Origin of the sequence: Klenkia terrae (assembly GCF_900491935.1) — a bacterium.
Classification (GTDB): Bacteria; Actinomycetota; Actinomycetes; order Mycobacteriales; family Geodermatophilaceae; genus Klenkia; species Klenkia terrae.
This window is the reverse complement of sequence record NZ_UEXK01000004.1, coordinates 50,345-64,452: the sequence shown is the minus strand read 5'-3', so window position 1 is coordinate 64,452 and position 14,108 is coordinate 50,345. Positions and strand designations below refer to the sequence as shown.

Genomic DNA, 14,108 nt, shown 5'->3' with positions numbered 1-14,108 from the left:
GAGGGCTCGGCCAGACTGGGCCGCATGACCGGTGCGGTGGACCTGCGGATCCAGGTGGACGTCGGCAACGGCACGCCGCCCTACGAGCAGCTGCGGGCGCACATCGCCGAGCTGGTGCACGCCGGCGAGCTGGTCGAGGGCGACCGGTTGCCCACGGTGCGCGGGCTGGCCGAGCAGCTCGGCGTGGCGCCGGGCACGGTCGCCCGGGCCTACGCCGAGCTGGAGACCGACGCCCTGGTCGAGGGCCGCGGCCGGGCCGGCACGGTGGTCACCGGCGGGTCCGGCGACCCGGCCCGGGCCCGGCTGCGCTCGGCGGCCAACCGGCTGGTCGCCGCCGCCCGCGCCGACGGGCTGGACGACGACACCGTGCTGGCCGTCGTGCACGCCGCCCTCACCGATGCCCGGTGACCGGCCGCTCGATCGCGCTGTTCGGGCTGGCCGCGCTGCTGGAGATCGGCGGCGCCTGGCTGGTCTGGCAGGGCGTGCGGGAGCACCGCGGCTGGCTGTGGATCGGGGCCGGGGTGGTCGCGCTGGGCCTCTACGGCCTGGTGGCCGCCCAGCAGCCCGATGCCAGCTTCGGCCGGGTGCTGGCCGCCTACGGCGGGGTGTTCATCGCCGGGTCGCTGGCCTGGGCGGCGGTGGCCGACGGGTTCCGGCCCGACCGCTGGGACATCGCCGGCGCGCTGGTCTGCCTGGTCGGCGTGGCGCTGATCATGTACGCGCCGCGGTCGGGCTGAGCGCGCGCACGACCGCCCACTGCGCCGGGGACAGCCACGACGGGTTGCTTCCCGCGGGCATCCGCAGCACCTCGGCGTCCCGGGCGACCGGGTCGGCCAGCAGCGCCTCCCGGGGCACCGGCGCGGGCAGCAGGGCCCAGCGCACGCCCACGACCGGGCCGTCGGCGGAGTCCTGCACCCCGGCGGTCACCGTGCCGGTGGCGTGCACGCCGGGGTCCACCCGTCCGCTGCACCACAGCAGCACCGGGTCCCCGGGCGCCATCAGCCCCAGCCGGTAGGACGGCCGGACGCACCGGGTCAGCTCGACCGCGGTGCCCGGCGCCCAGCCGGGTTCGGGCAGCCGGGAGGACTTCAGCACCCAGCAGCCGACGTCGTCCCGGGTGAGCCGGCCGGTCACAGCCCCAGGGCCGCCGTCCGCTCGGCGTACTTCTCGACCGCGCGCCGGGCGACGTCGGGCTGCTCGGCGTAGAGCTGCAGCTGCGGGCCGGCGACCTCGGCCCACGGCACGTCCCGGCCGGCCAGCGACCAGCGCGGCCGGGCGGCGGCGGGGTCCAGCCCCAGCGCGGTGAGGACGGCGGCCTCCAGCGGCGCCCGCGAGCCGCCCAGCATCTGGTGGTCCGGGACGTCGGGCTCCCCGGGCCAGCCCAGCGTGGCGAGCACGCCGGCGCCCACCTCCCGCAGCGTGGCGTTGGCCGGGTGGTTCACCGTCCACATCGCCTCGGCGCCGCCGGCGACGACCGCGTCGGTGGTGTCCACGTCGAGGTCGGCGTTCCGGCGACGCAGCTCGGCCTGCGACCGCGCGGCGAGGTCCCGGACGGCGTCGGCGGCGGGCTCGAGCTCCTCGATCCGCGCGACGGCGCGGGCGACGTCCCAGCCACGCACAGCCGCGTCGAGCAGCCGCAGGTCGTGGTAGTCGGTCAGCGGGGCGTCCACCCGGCCGTCGGCGTCGTGGGCGTGCACCTGCCAGGGGAACAGGCCTTCGTAGTAGGTGGTCGGCACCCGGACCACCCGGGCGTCGGCCGGCAGCAGGGCGACCAGCTGCTCGCTGCCGCAGCCGGGCACCCGGTACTCGTCCTTCACCGGCTGGGTCACCAGCACCCCGGCCACGGCCATCAGCGCGTGCAGCCGGCCGACCTCGGCCTCGTCCATCTCGAACACCGGCGGCAGCCGGACGAACTCCACACCGTGGGCGGCACCGGCCGGGGCCACCATCCGGCGGATCGACTCGGCCTGGCAGTTGCCCCACACGAACCCGACGCTGCCCGGCTCGACGGTCGCCGGGTCGAGCTCGTGCCAGCGGCGGAGGTGCTCGGGGACCGCGACCTCGACCTGGTTGTCCGTCATGCCCCCAGCATCGGACCCCGACGTGAGATGGGCGACCCCGGCTGGCCCTGCGGGTGGTCGCTGCCGCAGGGTGGGCCCGTGCCGGTGACCGCCCTCGAGCTCCCTGAGGGCCACCGCGCCGGGGAGCGCGGGCTGCACCGGGCGTCGCTGTCGATCTTCCTGGCCGGCATCGCGGTGTTCGCGATGCTCTACGAGCCGCAGGCACTGCTGCCCGAGCTGACCCGGGCCTTCGACGTCACCCCGGCCGGGTCGACGCTGGCCATCTCGGTGTCCACGGTGGCCCTGGCGGTCGGCCTGCTGGTGCTGGGCCCGCTCTCGGACCGGCGCGGGCGCACCGGGATCCTGCAGCTGAGCCTGGCCACCTCGGCGGTGCTGGCGGTCGCCATCGCGCTGGCCCCGACCTGGCCGGTGCTGCTGGTGCTGCGCGGTGCCCAGGGGTTCGCCCTGGCCGGCTTGTCCGCGGTCGCGGTGGCTTACCTGCGCGAGGAGCTGCACCCCACGGTGACCTCGCGGGCCATCGGGCTCTTCATCGCCGGCAACGCGATCGGCGGGCTGACCGGCCGGCTGCTCGGCGGGTTCCTCACCGACCTCGGCGGCTGGCGGGTCGCCCTGGGTGGGGTGGCGGTGCTGGGCGTGGCGTGCGCGGTCGCCGTCCGGGTGCTCTTGCCGGCCCCGCGCCGGTTCCGCCCGGTGGACCGGTCGGGGTCCCTGCTGCGCTCGCTGGGCAGTGCGTTCACCGACCCCGCGCTGCTGATGCTCTACGCGGTCGCCGCATTCCTCATGGCCGCGTTCGTCGCGGTCTACAACGCCGGCACGTTCCGGCTGGAGTCCGCGCCGTACTCGCTGACCCCGGCGCTGGCCTCGCTGGTGTTCCTGGCCTACCTGCTCGGGTCGGCCAGCTCGCCGACCGCCGGGTGGCTGGCCGACCGGTCCAGCCGGCGGCTGGTCGTCCCGGTCTCGGTGCTGGTCATGGGCGCCGGCCTCGCGCTGACCCTGCTCGGCCCGCTGTGGTGCTTCGTGCTGGGGCTGTGCGTGCTCACCGTCGGGTTCTTCGCCGCGCACGCGGTCGCCAGCGGCTGGGTGGCCGCCCGCGCGGCGCTCGGCGGGCGGCCGGTCGGCCAGGCGGCCTCGCTGTACTCGTTCTGGTACTACGTCGGGTCCTCGATCGGCGGCACCCTGGCCGGCCAGGCCTGGCAGGGCAGCGGGTGGACCGCGGTGGCCCTGCTGGCCGGCGGGTTCACCCTGGCCACCCTGCTGCTGACCCTGGCGCTGGGCCGGACGAGGTCGCTGGACCCGACCGCGCGGTAGCGCTCAGGAGGTGGCGTCGTGCTCGTCGGCGCCCCTGGGCGCGGCGTCGTCGGAGCCCACGGCCTGGCGCTCCTGCTCGGTGCGGTGCTCGAGGACCTCGTCGGCCAGGTGCGGGTCCTTGGCGTGCTCCTGCCGGTCCCGCGGTGCGTTCTCCGTCGGGTCGATGACGTCGTCCAGGTGCGGGGTGTTCTCGGGGCTGGTCATGCCGTCGTCCCTTCCCCGGCCGGTGGGGGTGCCACACCCGGGCCCGGCGCGGGAGGATGTGCGGGTGCCCGGTACCCCCGCAGCGACCTGGCGGGCCCTCGACGTCCGGCGGGTGCAGGACCCGGCCGAGACCGAGGACCTGCGCATCGCCGGGGCCGACGTCCAGCGGGTGGTGGTCCTGCAGCGCGGCCGCAAGCGGATCGAGTCCGCCGGCGGCGGGCGGTGGCGCTCGGCGGAGCACGGTCCGGGCACGGTCAGCCTGACCGCGCCGGGCCGGGAGACCCGGCTGCGCTGGCGGGCCACCTCGCCGGACCCGGTGGTCACCCTGCAGGTGCAGCTGCCCGGGACGACGCTGCGCGCGGTGGCCGGCCAGCTGCGGCCGGGGGCGGCCGTCCCCGAGCTCGACCTGCTGCGCGACGACGACGACGTGACCGCCGCCCTGGTGGGCGGGCTGGCCCGCGCGCGGGCCGACGGCGCCCCGGAGATGTACGCCGAGGCCGCCGCCCAGTACCTCGCGGTGCACCTGCTCACCCGGTACGGCGGGCTCCCCGGCGCGGGTGCCCCCGCCCGGGAGGTCCGGCGGACCGCGGCGGTCCGGGCCCACGTGCGCGAGCACCTCGCCGACCCGCTGACCCTGGCCGAGCTGGCCGCCGTCGCGGGCCTGTCGCCCTGGCACTTCCTGCGGGTGTTCCGCGCCGAGACCGGGACCACGCCGATGCGCTTCGTGGCCGCGGCCCGGCTGCAGGAGGCCGGTCACCTGCTGCGGACGACCAGCCGGTCGGTCACCGACATCGCCTACGCGTGCGGCTTCAGCAGCCCGGGCCACCTGACGACCGCGTTCACCCGGCACGTGGGCACCACACCGACCCGGTTCCGCGCCAGCACCTGAGCAAGCGGGTGGAAGCACGGCGCAACCGGGTGGAAGCGGAGCGCCCGCGGGCTTCCTAGCGTCGGGGCATGACCACAGCTGAGCAGCCACCAGGACCACGCGTGGCCGTCGTGACGGGGGCGTCGGGCGGCATCGGGGCCGCCGTCGCCCGGCGGCTGGCCGCCGACGGGATGACCGTCGTCGTCGCCTACGCCGGCCGGCGCGAGCGGGCCGACGAGGTCGTCGCCGCCATCACCGCACAGGGCGGGACGGCGACCGCGCACCGCGCCGACGTCGCCGACGAGACCGAGGTCGGCGCCCTGTTCGACCGGGCCGAGGAGCTGTACGGGGGCGTGGACGTCGTCGTGCACGCCGCCGGCATCATGCTGCTGTCCCCGCTGGCCGACCTGGACCTCGCCGACTTCGACCGGATGCACCGGACCAACGTCCGCGGCACCGTGGTGGTGGACCAGCAGGCGGTCCGCCGGCTGCGCCGCGGGGGAGCGCTGGTCAACTTCTCCACCTCGGTGACGTCGCTGGCGCTGCCCGGCTACGCCGCCTACGTCGCCACCAAGGGCGCGGTGGACGCGCTGACCATGGTGCTGGCCAAGGAGCTGCGCGGCCGGGACGTCACGGTGAACGCGGTGGCCCCCGGCCCGACCGCGACGCCGCTGTTCCTGGACGGCAAGGACCAGGCCACGATCGACCGGCTGGCCGCGGCGCCCCCGCTGGAACGGCTGGGGCAGCCCGAGGACATCGCGGAGACCGTGGCGTTCCTGGCCGGTCCGGGCCGCTGGGTCAACGGCCAGGTGCTGCTGGTCAACGGCGGGGTGGCCCGGTGACCGCGCAGGTGGTCCTGGTCACCGGCGCCTCCAGCGGCTTCGGCGCGATGACGGTGCGCGCGCTGGCCGGCGCCGGGCACACCGTGTGGGCCGGGGTGCGGCAGACCACGGCCCGCAACGCCCCCGCCGTGGCCGACCTCGACGCGCACGCCGCGGAGCACGGCGTCGACCTGCGCGCCGTCGAGCTCGACGTGTCCGACCAGGACTCCGTGGACGCCGGGGTGGCCCGCGTGCTCGCCGAGTCCGGACGGCTGGACGTCGTGGTGCACAACGCCGGGCACATGGTGCTGGGCCCCACCGAGGCCTTCCTGCCCGAGCAGCTGGCCGCGGCCTACGACGTCAACGTGCTGTCCACCCAGCGGGTCAACCGGGCCGCGCTGCCGCACCTGCGGGCGCAGGGCAGCGGCCTGCTGGTCTGGATCGGGTCCTCCAGCACCCGCGGGGGGACGCCGCCGTACCTGGCGCCGTACTTCGCGGCCAAGGCGGCCGAGGACGCCCTGGCGGTCAGCTACGCCGCCGAGCTGGTCCGCTTCGGCATCGAGACCACGATCGTCGTCCCGGGGTCGTTCACCAGCGGCACGAACCACTTCGCCAACGCCGGGCAGGCCGCCGACGCCGAGGTGGCCGCCGCCTACGACGCGCGGTACGCCGGGCTGATGGGCCAGGTGGGGCAGAAGCTGGCGGAGCTGTCCCCGCCCGACGCCGACCCGGCCGAGGTGGCCCGCGCGGTCGTCGCCGCCGTCGACGCCGAGCCGGGGCGCCGGCCCTACCGGGTGCACGTCGACCCGGCCGACGACGGAGCCGAGGAGGTCAACGCCGTCGGCGACCGGGTGCGCCGGGAGTTCTACGGCCGGATCGGGCTGGCCGACCTGCTGGGGCCGACCGGCTGACCGAAGGCCGCCAGGGCGACCGGCTCCCACTCCGCCCAGGTGGCGAGCCGGTCGGCGTAGATCGCGGCGACGTCGGTGAAGGACCGGCCGAAGAACACCCGGTGCGGCGGCACCGGCGCGTCGACCACCCGGAGCAGCGCGGCCCGGGTGGCCGCCGGGTCACCGACCTCGAAGGTGCCCTCGGCGGCCGCCCGGACGGCGTCGTAGGCCGGCAGCGGCGCACTGGTCCGCGATCCCCGGGACAGCCAGTCGGTCGCATAGGGGCCGGGCTCCACGTTGGTGACGTGGATCCCCAGACCCTCGACCTCCTGCCACAGCGACTCCGACAACCCCTCCACCGCCCACTTCGACGCGTGGTAGGCACCGATGCCCGGGAACGCCCGGACGCCGCCCTCGCTGGTCACCTGCAGCAGGTGACCGTGGCCCTGCGCGCGGAACACCGGCAGCGCGGCCTGGGTGACCCACGCCGCGCCGAAGAAGTTGGTCTCCATCTGGTCCCGGAGCTCCTGCTCGGTGAGCTCCTCGACCATGCCGAAGTGGCCGTAGCCGGCGTTGTTGACCACCACGTCGAGCCGGCCGAGGTGCTCCTGCGCCCGCTGCACCGCGGTCAGGACCGCGGCCCGGTCGCGGACGTCGAGCTCGAGGGTGAGCACCGCGTCGCCGAACCGGTCGGCGTAGTCCGCCACGGCGTCCAGCCGACGGGCGGTGGCCACGACCCGGTCCCCGCGCTCGAGCGCCGCCTCGGTCCACAGCCGGCCGAACCCGGTGGACGTCCCGGTGATGAACCACGTCTTCCCTGCTGTCTGCATGCCCCCACCCTCGGTCCGGGACGGGGGGCTGCACCAGCGAGGGAACGGCACCGCAGCCATGCCCGGACGGAATGGCGGGCAGGATGGTCCCGGTGACCCTGGACGTGTCCTCGCCGGCGCTGCGGTCCCTGCGGGCGATCGCCGAGTCCGGGTCGTTCACCGCGGCGGCCGAGCGGCTGGGCTACACGCAGTCGGCGGTGTCCAAGCAGGTCCGCGCCCTGGAGACCGCTGCCGGGGCGACCCTGTTCGTGCGGGCGCCGCGCGGGGTGGCGCTGACCGCCGCCGGCCGGGCGCTGCTGCAGCGGGCCGAGGTCGTGCTGGACCAGCTGGACGCCGCCGAGCAGGACATCGCCGCCCTCGGTGCCCGGGTCGGCGGCCGGGTGGCGCTCGGCGGCTTCCCGACCACGGCCGTGGACCTGGTGCCGCGGGCCCTGGCCCTGCTGCGCACCAGCACCCCGGACGTGGACGTCGACTTCCGGCAGCTGTCCACCCCCGCCCAGCTGCGGCAGCTGCGCTCCGGCCGCCTCGACCTGGGCGTCGTCGCCGTGAACCCGGGGTCGGCCGACCTCGACGGCCTGGCCACCGCACCCCTGCCCAGCGGGCCGCTGCTGGTCGCCGTCCCCGCGGGCCACCGGCTGGCCGGCACCGGACCGGTCGCGCCGGCCGACCTCGCCGGGGAGCGGTGGGTCGTCGGCCAGGGCGAGGCGGGGGAGCCCCAGTTCGGCGTGTGGCCGGGACTGCCGGAGGCCGACGTGGCGGCGCGGGCGCGGGACTGGTCGACCCGGCTGGGCTACGTGGCCGCCGGCCTCGGCGTGACGTCCATCCCCGCGCTGGCGGCCGCGGCCGTCCCCGCCGGGGTGGTGACCGTGCAGGTGGCGCAGCCGGTGCCCCGCCCGCGCCGGCTCACGCTGGCCTGGGCGCACGAGCCGGGTCCGGCCGTCGCCGCGGTGCGCGAGGCGCTGACCAGGACCGCGGAGCTGCTGGCCGAGCCCTGGACGGCGGACCGATGAGTCACGGTGGGCACGGCAGTCTGACCCGCGACGACCCCTGATCCGGAGGACAGATGGCGCAGCAGGTGCGGGTGCAGAACTTCACCGTCTCGGCGGACGGCTACGGCGCGGGGGAGGGCCAGAGCCTGGAGCGGCCCTTCGGCGCCGCCGACCCCGGCGAGCTGATGGCCTGGGCGCTGGCGACGGCGAGCATGCCCGGGATGGGCCGGCTCGACAGCAGCCGCGGCCTGGACGACCGGCTGGTGCGGGACTTCGGCAACGGCATCGGCGCCGAGATCATGGGCGCGCACAAGTTCTCCCCGCACCGGGGTCCGTGGACCGACCTGGAGTGGCAGGGCTGGTGGGGCGAGGACCCGCCCTTCCACGTCCCGGTGTTCGTCATGACCCACCACGAGCGGCCCTCGTTCACCCTGTCGGACACCACGTTCCACTTCGTGTCCGGGGAACCCGCGCAGGTGCTGGAGCAGGCCCTGTCCGCGGCCGGCGGGGGCGACGTCCGGCTCGGCGGCGGGGCGCAGAGCATCCGCGCCTTCCTGGACGCCGACCTGGTCGACCAGCTGCACGTCGCCGTCGCCCCGGTCGAGCTGGGCGCCGGCAGCCGGCTGTGGACCTCCCCGGCGGAGCTCGACGACCGGTTCCACCACGAGGAGGTGCCCAGCGCGACCAGCGGGGTGGTGCACCACCTGCTGTGGCGACGGTGAGCGGCCCCGTGCCCACCGACGACGAGCTCTGGCGGGCCGCCGCCCGGGAGCGGGCGGCGCTCGCCGACGACCTGGCGACGCTGACGCCGGAGCAGTGGCGCCGGCCCAGCCTCTGCCGGGGCTGGGGCGTCGAGGAGGTCGTGGCGCACCTGACCGCGGCGGCCAGCCTCGGCCGGGGCGCCTGGCTGCGCAGCATGGCCGGTGCCCGGTTCCGGTCCGCCGTCCCCTCGGCCTGGCCCACGACCCGGACCCGGCCACCCTGGCCGCGGTGCTCCGGTTCGCGGTCGCCCGCGACTTCACGGTGGCCGGCCGCACCACGGCGGCCGGCCTGGCGCTGCGGGCCGACGACGGGCCGTTCGCCGCCGGCGAGGGCCCGGAGGTCACCGGTCCCACGCTGTCGCTGCTGATGGTCGTCGCCGGCCGGGCCGCCCACCTGGACGACCTGGCCGGCGACGGACTACCCCTCCTGCGGGAGCGCCTCGCGGGCTGAGGGTCGGGCCAGCCCGCGGCCGAGCTCCCGGGCGACGGTCTGCACGCCGCGGTGCCCGGCCAGCTGGTCCACCGGGACCGGCAGCGGCAGGCACCAGTTGGGCCGCTGCATCGCCCCGGGCACGTTGGGCCGCCGCTCGACGCCCAGGGCGTCGTCCAGGGTCGCCGAGAGCAGGGTGCACGGGGCGGTGGCCAGCAGGCGGTGCGCGCGCTCCACGGCCTTGGCCACGCCCATCTTCTTCGTGGGGCCGTCCGGGTGGCCGGTGAGGTGGGCGAGCAGCTGCTGCCGGTCGGACTCCAGCTGCTCGCGCTCCCCGGTGCCCAGCTCGACCTGCTCGGCGACGTCGGAGCCGGTCCACAGCCCGGCCACGGTCGGCAGGTCGTGGGTGGTGATGGCCCCCATCGACGCGGCCGGCCAGTCGGCGGGGGCGTCGTCCTCGAACCACAGCAGGCGGTAGGACAGCACGCCGTGCTCGGCCATGGCCTCCCGGACGCCGTCCTCGACGGTGCCCAGGTCCTCGCCGACCACGACGGCCTGCGCGCGGTGGCTCTCCAGCGCGACGATGCCCAGCAGGTCCTCGGCCGGGTAGCGCACGTAGGCGCCCTTCGTCGGGTCGCCGCCGGGCACCCACCACAGCCGGAACAGGCCCATCACGTGGTCGATCCGCAGCCCGCCGGCGCCGGCCATGGTCGACCGGATGGACTCCACGAACGGGGCGTAGTCCGCCGCCCGCAGCCGCCAGGGCACCAGCGGCGGGGAGCCCCAGTCCTGGCCGGCGGCGTTGAACGCGTCCGGCGGGGCACCGACGCTGACCCCGCCCTGGGCCAGCACGTCCTGCCAGGCCCAGGCGTCGGCGCCGCCGCCGGACACCCCGATCGGCAGGTCCTGGATCACCGTGAGGTCGCCGGTGGCGTCGGCCAGCTGGCCGTCCAGCAGCCACTGCAGCCAGGCGTGGAAGGCGACCTGCGGCTCGTGCGCGGTCGACCACTCCCGGACGGCGGCCGAGCGCGGGTCGCGCAGGTCGGCCGGCCAGTCCGGCCAGTTCGCGCCGTGCTCGTCGGCGATCGCCGACCAGTTCGCCCAGTCCTGCAGCGGCTGGCCCTGGTGCCACCACCAGTCCCGGAAGCCCTCCGGCGACGGGTCGGCGTCGAAGGTGCGCTGCAGCACGCCGCGCTTGAACGCCCAGATGGCGTCCCGGTCGATGAGCTCGCCGTCGTTCAGCTCGGCGGCCCGGGCCCGGTCGGAGTCGGTCAGCTGCACGCCGGGGACGTCGTCCAGGCGCAGGTAGACCGGGTTGCGGAAGCGGCGGGTGGCCGGCAGGTACGGGCTGTCCTCCTGGTCGGCGCCGGGGCCGACGGCGTGCAGCGGGTTGACCAGCACGAAGCCGGCGCCCTGCGACTCCGCGAGCTCGCGGACGGTGCGCAGGTCGGCCAGGTCGCCGATGCCGGCGGACCCGGTGCCGCGCGCGGCGTAGAGCTGCACGGCCCATCCCCAGCTGCGGTCCTCGGGCAGCCAGCAGCGCCCGGGGTGCACGACCAGCAGGCGGTCGCCGCCGTCGGGGGTCCGCAGGCGGTGGTACCCCAGCGGCATGTCCTCGGGCAGCTCGCCGTCGACGTCCACGCTGGTGCCGTCCTCGCAGACCACCAGCGCGAGGTCGACCTCCAGGGCGTCCCCGGGCATCGCCACGATCGGGGCGGTGTCCTCGAGGTCGGCCGGCGGTTCGCCGACCACCTCGCGCAACCGGTCGATCGTGGCCTGGTCGACGGTGTGCTCGGTGTCCAGGGCGTCGAGCCAGGTGGCGTCGATGCCCCAGCGGTCGGTCACGGGTGGGGTGGGTTCCGTCGTCACCCGTCCATCCTCCGGGCTGCCGACGCGGGCCGCCGGGCGGCGTCGGCGTGTCCGCGGTGGGATGGGCGACATGACCCGTTGGCTGCTCTGCCACCCGCCGCTGCTGGGCCCCGCGACCCTGCGCCCGCTCGCCGCCGAGCTGCGGGCCGGGGGAGCGGTCGTCGTCGTCCCCGACCTGCGGGCCGCCGTCGAGACGGCGGAGGGCTGGTGGGACCGGTACGCCCGCACGGCCGCCGACGCGGTGCCGGGCGGGGCCGACGTCGTCCTCGGCTGGTCCGGCGCCGGCGTGGTGCTGCCGCAGGTCGCGGTCGCGGTGGGCGCGACCCGGGTGGTGTGGGTGGACGCCGTCGTGCCGGCCGCGACGGGCACGACCTACCCCTCGCGCGAGCTGCGGTCGCGGGTGGCGGCGCTGGCCCGCGACGGCGCGATCGCCCCGTGGCCGACCTGGTGGGGCCCGGACGCGATGGCCGAGCTCGTCCCGGACGACGCGCTCCGCGCCGAGATCACCGCGGAGGCGCCGTCGCTGCCGCTGGACCTCTACGACGAGGGCGTGCCGGTGCCCGAGCGGTGGCCGGACGGCGAGGTCACCTACCTGCACCTGTCGCCGGCCTACGACGCCGACGCGGCGGAGGCCGGCCGGCGGGGGTGGCGGGTGGTCGGCGACGGCGCCGGTGCGCACACCGACGTCGCCACCGACCCCGCCGGGGTCCTGGCGCTGCTGGGCTGACTCAGGCGGGCTGGACGCCGAACGCCGTCGCCAGCGTCATGATCTTGCGGGCCCGGCCGAGCCGGGGCAGGTCGCTGCCGTCCCGGATGACCTGGCCGCGGGCCTCGAAGTCGGCGAGGAACTCCGTGGCCCAGGCGACGTCCGAGGGCGTGGGGGAGATGACCTCGTTGATCACCGGCAGCTGGTCGGTCTGCAGGCAGAGCTTGCCGGTGAGGCCGAGGGAGACGGTGACCTCGGTGGCGTCGCGCAGCACGCCGTGGCTGGAGCCGACGGTCGGGCCGTCGATCGGGCCGGGCAGGTTGCCCACCCGGCTGGCGATGACCAGGCGGGAGCGGGGGTAGGCCATGGCCAGGTCGTCGGCGGCGGTGCCGGTGTCGCGGCGGTAGTCACCGGACCCGAACGCCAGCCGGAACGCACCGCGGGCCGAGGCGATCCGGACGGACTCCTCGATGCCCAGCGCGGACTCGACCAGGGCGAGCACCCGGGTGGCACCGCCCAGGCGGTCGAAGGTCTCGGTGACGTGGCTGCCGTCCTCGGTCTTGGCCAGCATCACCCCGGCCAGGCCCGGCAGGCCGGCGAGGGCGGCGACGTCGTCGGCCCAGAACGGGGTCGAGTGGTCGTTGATCCGGACCCAGGCCGAGCGCTCGCGGGCGGTGCCCAGGTACTCCACGACCGACGCGCGGGCCTGCGGCTTGGCCTTGGGGTCGACCGCGTCCTCGATGTCGAGGATGACCTGGTCGGCCCGGGAGGCCAGGGCGGAGTCGAACTCCGCGTGGTCCCGCGCGCCGTTGACCAGCAGCCAGGAGCGGGAGATGTCGGCTTCCACGGTTCGTCTCTGCACGCGGCGATCCTCCCCCTAGGACCGCTGTCACTCAGGGGCGGGGCTTGGCCCGTCGGGTCGGCACCGCCCGGGCGGGGTCCTCGGGCCACGGGTGCTTGGGGTAGCGGCCCTTGAGCTCGCTGCGCACGGTGGGGTAGCCGGTGGTCCAGAACCCGGCCAGGTCCCCGGTCGTGGCCACCACCCGGCGGGCCGGCGACAGCAGCTCCAGCCGCAGCGGACGGCCGGCGACCGTGGGCGTCTCGGACCAGCCGAACGCCTCCTGCACCCGCATGGACGCCGTCGGGCTCTCCGGGTTGGCGTAGTCCACCCGGTGCCCGGTGCCGCCGGGCACGGTGATCTTCTCGGGGACGACGTCCTCCAGCGTCCCGGCGACCTGCCACGGCACCAGGGCCCGCAGCGCGGCCACCACGTCCAGCCGGCGGAGGTCGGCGCGGCTGCGGGCGGCCCGGACCTGCGGCGTGGCGCCCAGCGCGGTGCGCAGCGCGTCGTCGTCGACGGCGGGCCACGGGTCGCCCAGCCCGGCGTGCGCGGCGGCCAGGCGCTCCCGCAGGTTCGTCGCGGCCGGCGTCCAGCGCAGCAGCGCCAGGCCCTCGGTGCGCAGGCCCTCGGCCACCGCGGCGGCGACCAGCTCGGGGTCCGGGTCGGGCAGCGGGCGCTCGGTCAGCACGATCGCGCCCAGCCGCTCGACACGGGCGGCCCGCACGTCGCCGTCCCGCCAGGTGACCTCCGGGCCGTCGGTGTGCCCGCCGACCTCCAGCGCGGTGGCCTGGTCGACCGCGACGGCCAGCCGCACCCGCGCGTCGCGCCGTCCCGGCGCCCGGTCGGCGGCGGCCACCGCGATCCACTCGGCGCCGGACAGCGCGGTGCCCTGCGGCAGCTCCGCGCCGGTGCCGGCGGCCAGCAGGTAGGTGCGCTCGGTGCGCGGCCGGCGGCGGGCCAGCCACTCCGGGTGCGCCAGCGCGGTGACCAGGCCGGCGGCCTGGTCGTCGGTCAGGTCGGTCCGCCGGACGTCGGGGACGGCGCGCTCCAGCCGGGAGACCTCGTCCCGCCACGGCCCGTGCCCACCGCGGGCCTCGCGGAGCGCGGCGACCAGGTCGTCGGAGCGCGGGCTGCTGTCGGCCGAGAGCAGCGCGACCACCTCGGCGGCCCGGCGCCGGCCGGCCAGCGGGGCGCCGTCGACCAGCGCGCGGGCCAGCCGGGGGTGCGCGCCGACCGCGGACAGCCGCCGGCCCCGGTCGGTCACCCGGCCCGCGTCGTCGACCGCGCCCAGGGTGCGCAGGGTCTGCCCGGCGACCGCCATCGCGGCGTCCGGGGGCGGGTCCAGCAGCGCCAGGCCGACCCCGCCGGGGGCGCCCCAGGTCGCCAGCTCCAGCGCGACCTGGGTGAGGTCGGCGGTGGCCATCTCCGGCTCGGGTGCGGCCGGGCGGCGGGCGTGCTCGGCCTCCGACCACAGCCGGTAGACCCGGCCCGGCCGCACCCGAGCCGGAGA

The 14,108-nt window shown here is 77.0% G+C and carries 17 protein-coding genes; 10 read left to right on the top strand and 7 right to left on the bottom strand.

The window, feature by feature from the left end; translation table 11 throughout:
• Positions 1 to 24 precede the first annotated feature (24 nt).
• Both LFA75_RS00495 and LFA75_RS00490 read left to right on the top strand, forming a co-directional pair.
• Positions 25 to 408, top strand: a complete 384-nt coding sequence (locus LFA75_RS00495) for a GntR family transcriptional regulator (RefSeq protein WP_225231821.1) — start codon at positions 25 to 27, stop codon at positions 406 to 408.
• Complete coding sequence (locus LFA75_RS00490) at positions 405 to 737, top strand: YnfA family protein (protein WP_225231820.1); 333 nt, start codon at positions 405 to 407, stop codon at positions 735 to 737. The genes LFA75_RS00495 and LFA75_RS00490 overlap by 4 nt, the downstream gene beginning before the upstream one ends.
• Here the strand turns inward: LFA75_RS00490 and LFA75_RS00485 are convergent.
• Together LFA75_RS00485 and LFA75_RS00480 are read right to left on the bottom strand one after the other, a co-directional pair.
• On the bottom strand, positions 712 to 1,134 hold the full coding sequence (locus tag LFA75_RS00485) for a hypothetical protein (RefSeq protein ID WP_225231819.1): 423 nt from the start codon (positions 1,132 to 1,134) through the stop codon (positions 712 to 714). The two genes, LFA75_RS00490 and LFA75_RS00485, sit on opposite strands and share 26 nt — an antisense overlap.
• Positions 1,131 to 2,081: a WcbI family polysaccharide biosynthesis putative acetyltransferase gene (locus LFA75_RS00480; protein ID WP_225231818.1), complete on the bottom strand. Its 951-nt coding sequence runs from the start codon at positions 2,079 to 2,081 to the stop codon at positions 1,131 to 1,133. Before LFA75_RS00480 ends, LFA75_RS00485 begins: the two co-directional genes overlap by 4 nt.
• Positions 2,082 to 2,165: 84 nt before the next feature.
• Between LFA75_RS00480 and LFA75_RS00475 the strand changes: the two genes are divergently transcribed.
• Positions 2,166 to 3,389, top strand: a complete 1,224-nt coding sequence (locus tag LFA75_RS00475; RefSeq protein WP_225231817.1) for an MFS transporter — start codon at positions 2,166 to 2,168, stop codon at positions 3,387 to 3,389.
• 3 nt (positions 3,390 to 3,392) lie between these two features.
• On the opposite strand, the gene LFA75_RS00470 is transcribed toward LFA75_RS00475, so the two are convergent.
• Positions 3,393 to 3,593 (bottom strand): hypothetical protein, encoded by a 201-nt coding sequence (locus LFA75_RS00470; protein WP_225231816.1) that lies wholly within the window; start codon positions 3,591 to 3,593, stop codon positions 3,393 to 3,395.
• Between the two features lie 64 nt (positions 3,594 to 3,657).
• On the opposite strand from LFA75_RS00470, the gene LFA75_RS00465 reads away from it, so the two are divergent.
• The 3 genes from LFA75_RS00465 to LFA75_RS00455 all read left to right on the top strand — a co-directional run bounded on the left by LFA75_RS00465 (position 3,658) and on the right by LFA75_RS00455 (position 6,193).
• Entirely contained in the window at positions 3,658 to 4,482 is an 825-nt protein-coding gene (locus LFA75_RS00465; protein WP_225231815.1) for a helix-turn-helix domain-containing protein, read from the top strand.
• Between the two features lie 68 nt (positions 4,483 to 4,550).
• Entirely contained in the window at positions 4,551 to 5,303 is a 753-nt protein-coding gene (locus LFA75_RS00460; protein ID WP_225231814.1) for an SDR family oxidoreductase, read from the top strand.
• Positions 5,300 to 6,193 carry an SDR family NAD(P)-dependent oxidoreductase gene (locus LFA75_RS00455; RefSeq protein WP_225231813.1) on the top strand — a complete coding sequence of 298 codons (894 nt, stop codon included), beginning with the start codon at positions 5,300 to 5,302 and terminating at the stop codon, positions 6,191 to 6,193. The genes LFA75_RS00460 and LFA75_RS00455 overlap by 4 nt, the downstream gene beginning before the upstream one ends.
• Here LFA75_RS00455 and LFA75_RS00450 read toward each other — a convergent pair.
• Positions 6,148 to 7,002: an SDR family NAD(P)-dependent oxidoreductase gene (locus LFA75_RS00450; protein WP_225231812.1), complete on the bottom strand. Its 855-nt coding sequence runs from the start codon at positions 7,000 to 7,002 to the stop codon at positions 6,148 to 6,150. The genes LFA75_RS00455 and LFA75_RS00450 overlap by 46 nt on opposite strands.
• A gap of 92 nt (positions 7,003 to 7,094) precedes the next feature.
• Here LFA75_RS00450 and LFA75_RS00445 point away from each other — a divergent pair, with 92 nt between their 5' ends.
• From LFA75_RS00445 to LFA75_RS24040, 3 genes are read left to right on the top strand one after another with little or no spacing between them, the layout of a single operon-like run.
• The gene (locus LFA75_RS00445; RefSeq protein ID WP_225231811.1) at positions 7,095 to 8,012 is read left to right on the top strand and encodes a LysR family transcriptional regulator; all 918 of its coding nucleotides are present in this window, start codon (positions 7,095 to 7,097) and stop codon (positions 8,010 to 8,012) included.
• A gap of 53 nt (positions 8,013 to 8,065) precedes the next feature.
• The gene (locus tag LFA75_RS00440; RefSeq protein ID WP_225231810.1) at positions 8,066 to 8,713 is read left to right on the top strand and encodes a dihydrofolate reductase family protein; all 648 of its coding nucleotides are present in this window, start codon (positions 8,066 to 8,068) and stop codon (positions 8,711 to 8,713) included.
• Complete coding sequence (locus LFA75_RS24040; RefSeq protein ID WP_404820923.1) at positions 8,617 to 9,120, top strand: maleylpyruvate isomerase N-terminal domain-containing protein; 504 nt, start codon at positions 8,617 to 8,619, stop codon at positions 9,118 to 9,120. The genes LFA75_RS00440 and LFA75_RS24040 overlap by 97 nt, the downstream gene beginning before the upstream one ends.
• A gap of 50 nt (positions 9,121 to 9,170) precedes the next feature.
• Here LFA75_RS24040 and malQ read toward each other — a convergent pair whose 3' ends face one another.
• A complete protein-coding gene (malQ, locus tag LFA75_RS00425) occupies positions 9,171 to 11,051 on the bottom strand; it encodes a 4-alpha-glucanotransferase (RefSeq protein ID WP_225231809.1) in 1,881 nt (626 codons plus the stop codon).
• Positions 11,052 to 11,121: 70 nt separating this feature from the next.
• Between malQ and LFA75_RS00420 the strand changes: the two genes are divergently transcribed.
• On the top strand, positions 11,122 to 11,778 hold the full coding sequence (locus LFA75_RS00420; protein WP_225231808.1) for a hypothetical protein: 657 nt from the start codon (positions 11,122 to 11,124) through the stop codon (positions 11,776 to 11,778).
• Between the two features lies 1 nt (position 11,779).
• Here the strand turns inward: LFA75_RS00420 and LFA75_RS00415 are convergent, their stop codons facing one another.
• Together LFA75_RS00415 and LFA75_RS00410 are read right to left on the bottom strand one after the other, a co-directional pair.
• Positions 11,780 to 12,604, bottom strand: coding sequence for an HpcH/HpaI aldolase/citrate lyase family protein (locus LFA75_RS00415; RefSeq protein WP_225231807.1), 825 nt, complete (start codon positions 12,602 to 12,604; stop codon positions 11,780 to 11,782).
• A gap of 46 nt (positions 12,605 to 12,650) precedes the next feature.
• Positions 12,651 to 14,108, bottom strand: a 1,458-nt coding sequence (locus tag LFA75_RS00410) for an ATP-dependent helicase C-terminal domain-containing protein (RefSeq protein WP_318249948.1), incomplete at its 5' end; no start/stop codon positions are given.

What these genes read in the sequence shown, in the direction of transcription:
- LFA75_RS00495 (WP_225231821.1), top strand. Translation starts at nt 25, where the DNA reads ATGACCGGTGCGGTGGACCTGCGGATCCAGGTGGACGTCGGCAACGGC.
- LFA75_RS00480 (WP_225231818.1), bottom strand. Translation starts at nt 2,081, where the DNA reads ATGACGGACAACCAGGTCGAGGTCGCGGTCCCCGAGCACCTCCGCCGC.
- LFA75_RS00470 (WP_225231816.1), bottom strand. Translation starts at nt 3,593, where the DNA reads ATGACCAGCCCCGAGAACACCCCGCACCTGGACGACGTCATCGACCCG.
- LFA75_RS00460 (WP_225231814.1), top strand. Translation starts at nt 4,551, where the DNA reads ATGACCACAGCTGAGCAGCCACCAGGACCACGCGTGGCCGTCGTGACG.
- LFA75_RS00450 (WP_225231812.1), bottom strand. Translation starts at nt 7,002, where the DNA reads ATGCAGACAGCAGGGAAGACGTGGTTCATCACCGGGACGTCCACCGGG.
- LFA75_RS00440 (WP_225231810.1), top strand. Translation starts at nt 8,066, where the DNA reads ATGGCGCAGCAGGTGCGGGTGCAGAACTTCACCGTCTCGGCGGACGGC.
- LFA75_RS00420 (WP_225231808.1), top strand. Translation starts at nt 11,122, where the DNA reads ATGACCCGTTGGCTGCTCTGCCACCCGCCGCTGCTGGGCCCCGCGACC.